Raw genomic sequence first — 4,304 nt, 5'->3', positions numbered from 1 at the left:
ACCGTACAGGGGCATCTGCAACTGACGGCTAAAAACGGCATCACCTTGGCGTGTGGTGGCGGGTATATCCGCATCACACCCGGCGGCGCTATCGACATCCACACCCCGGGCAAGCTCAACCTTAAAGGCCAACACGTCTGGGAAACCACGACCAGCCAGCGCTTTCCTTTGCGTGAGTTGCCGCATTCGGTGTGCAAGGCGTGCCTGGAAAAGGCTCGGAAAAATGCGGTCGGTTTACTCATGCGCGAAGGTTGATGGGGAATATGAAGATGGCAACACCAACGGAATGGCAAGATCAGATCGAGCAGGTATGTGCCAGCCTGGGTCTACTACAGGTCGACTTGCTGCTCGACCAATCGGATTGGAACAACTGTGCTGTACCCGCGCTGAAGACGTTGAGGCCTGAAGTCCCGTGGTTTTCATTATTTAGCGGTACTCCGGAAGAGAACTTGCTGGATCAGGCACCGCTGTTAATGCGTCTTGATTTGGCACATTGGCAACACAAAGCCTGGCTGGAAGAACTGATGATCCACTGCGCCACCGATGCTCGCTTGCTGGTGGTGATCTCACCGTTATCGTTCAAGTCATTGAGTCATGCACTGCAAGCCCTGTCGCAAATGAAGTGGGGTGGGGAGTCTGGTTTGTTGCGTTATTACGACCCACGAATCTTTCCCTTGTTGATGTCTTCGATCCTGACAGACGTCCAGCGCGTCGAATACTTAAAAGTTGCGTGCTACTGGGGTTGGCTGGATCGGGATGATCAGTCGCAGTGGATAGAGGGTATTGCGCAGCCGCAGAAAAATACTATCGCAATACCGACCTGGATCGACCTTGATGATCAGCAATGTGAACTGATTGGTTGTATCAGTGATGCACAGAAACTGTTGGATGGTGGGAACTTTAATTACTTGGAGGCCAGCCTGGAACAGCGTTTCGCTACTTTGTATTCGGTCACCGTACAGGCTAGTCAGGAAAACTACTTTGGGAGTTTGACTGAGTACGTAAAGAGGAAATCATGAGCTATGAAGGCGTATCGACTGTTCGACGTGCCCGCAAGATCGGGAAATTTTTTAAAAAAATGCTTTGAGAGAGTTTGCCATGTTCAGCATGCTGGTAGGTTTTTTTGTTCGATACCGTGATGTTGTGTAGCGATCATCAAAATAAAGTTATCAGAGATTATTAGTGTGTCGGATATCTGCGTGATGAAAACTTCCTGGCTGTGTGTAGGGTTGATGAGCTTGGCGTATGAGCCTGATGCTGTTTGAGAGGGGGTGTTATGAGGTTTATAGTTTGGAAAGAGCTATTTAAATGTTTATCTGTTTTTTTGGGCTTGATGTTGTTCGGGTGTTCCTCCGCGGATAGTCAGATGGTGGGAGGAAATATACAAGCGATTAACCATACTACGGGGGCTATCAACTGGCTCTCGGTGAATGGTTATCGGGCAGACGGAGGAGGTGGGCGGTCGTGTTGCATTATTATGCCAGTTGTATGGAGGCCTGGTTTGAAAGCCACGATCGAGTGGGAGGTTGATCCTGATCCGTATGCATATTCAAAGTGGCCTCCTCTAGGTACTGATGGATACCGATTGTCCCAAGCTAAGCATAGAGAAAATTACCAGCGTAACAGAGTAGTAGTGGATATTCCGCAGTGGTTTGGTACGGAGTCCTGCGATCTTAAGGTCCATTTCTTAACTTGTAATCAGGTGGAGGTGACTACTTCATGTTGGGCTCATGGCTCATCAAATTATCCGATTAAAGTTCCTAAGGGTCTGCAGGAGCCAGCTGTATGTCCGAAATGAAAAAAATTTCAAAGGCAGCTGTTTGGGCGCCGCCAGGGTTCCCCTCGGAAGGGCGTCTGCCTTGTGATATCACCCAGGTGGTTGCTAATTATGAGATGCAGACCGCAGAGGAAAATCGATTTCGTCAACTGGTCAATCGTAATGGGCGGAAGCAGTATTTTGAGTGTTGCCATAGCCTCCATATTAGTCTGTTTTTCGACGGTACTAATAATAACGATAATAACGACACCAAGAAAAAACACCCCAGCAATGTTGCCAAGCTCTTTCATGCTGCCCTGAGAGGCGAAGCTGCAGAAAAAAATGGCTATTTCTCTTATTACCTGCCGGGAGTTGGAACCGCTTTTCCGGAGATAGGTGAGTTGGACTACAGCGAGGGTGGATTGAAATATGCAACGGGTGGTGAAGATCGAATCAACTGGGCGCTGGTTTCTTTGGCACATGCTCTGAAGTCAGCTTTGGCCGATCAGGATGTGTCTAACGCTGAAAGGAAGCGTGCCGTCGAGGCCATGAGCACCTGGAAAGCACCACTGATGAGTGGCCTGGGTCTGGGCAATCGACGGCGAACGATGAGCCAGTTGCTCGAGCCCTTGCAGGCGCGAGTAGAGTTGGCCAAGCCCCGCGTACTGGCGGTCAAATTGTATGTGTACGGTTTCTCGCGCGGAGCGGCAGAAGCACGCACTTTTGTCACTTGGCTAAGCCAGTTGTTCGATACACCGACGGGGGCCGAACAGCCCTTGCAATGTCTGATTGGCTTGCCGGTAAGTGTCGAATTTCTCGGGCTACTGGACACCGTTGCTTCGGTGGGCATCGCCCATGCGGCACCTTTTTTCGCCGGGCATATGGATTGGGCCGATGATACCCAACTCATCCCGGATGCCCAGCGTTTTCCTGGCCTGGTCAAGTGTTGCCGACATTTTGTCGCAGGCTTCGAGCAGCGCTCGTGTTTCCCGCTCGACTCGATCCGTAACGAGGATGGCCAATACCCGGACAACACCTATGAAGTGGTGTATCCCGGTGTGCATTCCGATGTTGGCGGCGGTTATCCGCAAAACGACCAAGGTAAGGCCCGCGGCGGTACTCAGGAATTGGTTTCGCAGGTCGTTTTGCATGACCTTTATGCAGCTGCCTTCGCTGCTGGTGCCCCCCTGCAGGTGCCGGAATTAGTATTGCCAAAAACATTGCAGTTAGAGAAGTCGTGGCGCGTTATGTCGGAGGCTAACATCACGGAGTTTGATATAGATCGTTTGGTATCCGAACGCTTCAACGCCTGGCGCAAAACCCTACCCGGCATCAACGCCGACGAACCCACCCATGACTCCCCTTGGCTCTACCAGCCACTGCGGCTGAATGCGCCCGTGGAAGACGTACTGGCCGATCAACTGGGCTGGATCACCGGTTGGCGCATAGGCCGGTTTGCCAATGATCGCGACGGCGGTAACGACAGCTATAAACATCAGCCTTTTTTCAGTCAGGCCAGGGAAACTACGACTTATCAGGCCAGTGAGGAGCGCAAGGCTTACGACCAACATAAAAAAAATCTCGCGAACCTGCGGCTGAAAACCCCCGAAGCTGCGACGAACTACCCCGGCCCGCCGATCTATGAGCCGCAGGTCGACCAGACCCAGCTCAGCCAGGCCGCTGCCGAATTCAAGAGCGACTACCTCGGGCAGAAACGTGAGCAAAGCAGCCTGGCAGGCACCATCACTGACGTGTTGTTGCGCGACGCGATATATCTGCTCAATTCCGATGATGAGACCCAGGATCACGCCGCCATCAAGGCGGCGGGTGAGCAGCGCTGCAAGCTACTGTTTCGGGACGCTCGCGGCACCCCCAGCGCAGACCCGCAAATGGCGTTGCTGGTAGCGTTGTTCGATGATCAGATCCACGACTCGCGGGCCTGGTTCATGCACGACGCCTTGAAAACTCGGGAAATGTGGGCGGGTTATTTCTTTTACCGCATGACTTATTTCGGCAACGACAACAGTCGGTATCTTTCGCCGGTGGTGGTAGCCGGCCGAGTGTTGGGTGTGGCGATGATAGCCGGGGCGACGGTATACGGTATCAAGCGAAAAGGCGTGGCGGGAGGGCTGGGTGGATTGGCCGTCGGCATCGGTGGGGCGACCATCGGTTATCAGGTCATCGACAAGGCGCGGGGCGTGGCGTTGCCGTTCTTGGCGGGTGCCGAGAAGCTCCTGCAACCGACCGCTCACGTGGGGCAGGTGGCGGCCGAGCTAAAGCGCCAGATCGCGCTGGACGATTATCGGCAACGGATTGAGCGGACCAGCGCCATGTTGCGCGAGGCGGGCAGTCTTTTCGAACTTGAGCGCGAGGTGGTTTGATGCTGCCTCTCGTACGCATGGGCGACCCACTGCACCCGTTTGGCGGTGAGGTTTTGTCGGGGCATTACAAAGCCTTCGGCAAACCAGTGGCCTGCGTGGATGATCAAGTTCGCTGCAACCTGCATGGCATTACGCACATTATCGAAGGCGCTTCGGGTTCAACCATG

The 4,304-nt window shown here is 53.4% G+C and carries 5 protein-coding genes; all 5 read left to right on the top strand.

Going from position 1 to position 4,304, the window contains the following annotated elements:
- Positions 1–255: DUF2345 domain-containing protein (locus C8K66_RS30435; RefSeq protein ID WP_115930855.1), on the top strand; the 255-nt coding region annotated here is incomplete at its 5' end.
- An 8-nt stretch (positions 256–263) separates the two neighbouring features.
- Positions 264–1,019, top strand: coding sequence for a DUF4123 domain-containing protein (locus C8K66_RS30430; protein ID WP_108526704.1), 756 nt, complete (start codon positions 264–266; stop codon positions 1,017–1,019).
- Between the two features lie 257 nt (positions 1,020–1,276).
- Positions 1,277–1,798, top strand: a complete 522-nt coding sequence (locus tag C8K66_RS30425) for a DUF3304 domain-containing protein (RefSeq protein WP_108526703.1) — start codon at positions 1,277–1,279, stop codon at positions 1,796–1,798.
- Complete coding sequence (locus C8K66_RS30420; RefSeq protein WP_108526702.1) at positions 1,786–4,137, top strand: DUF2235 domain-containing protein; 2,352 nt, start codon at positions 1,786–1,788, stop codon at positions 4,135–4,137. The genes C8K66_RS30425 and C8K66_RS30420 overlap by 13 nt, the downstream gene beginning before the upstream one ends.
- On the top strand, positions 4,137–4,304 hold a 168-nt coding region (locus tag C8K66_RS31455), incomplete at its 3' end, for a PAAR domain-containing protein (protein ID WP_371928178.1). The genes C8K66_RS30420 and C8K66_RS31455, both read left to right, overlap by 1 nt.

Origin of the sequence: Pseudomonas sp. GV105 (assembly GCF_003058185.1) — a bacterium.
Classification (GTDB): Bacteria; Pseudomonadota; Gammaproteobacteria; order Pseudomonadales; family Pseudomonadaceae; genus Aquipseudomonas; species Aquipseudomonas veronii.
This window is presented reverse-complemented; position numbering and strand designations above follow the sequence as displayed.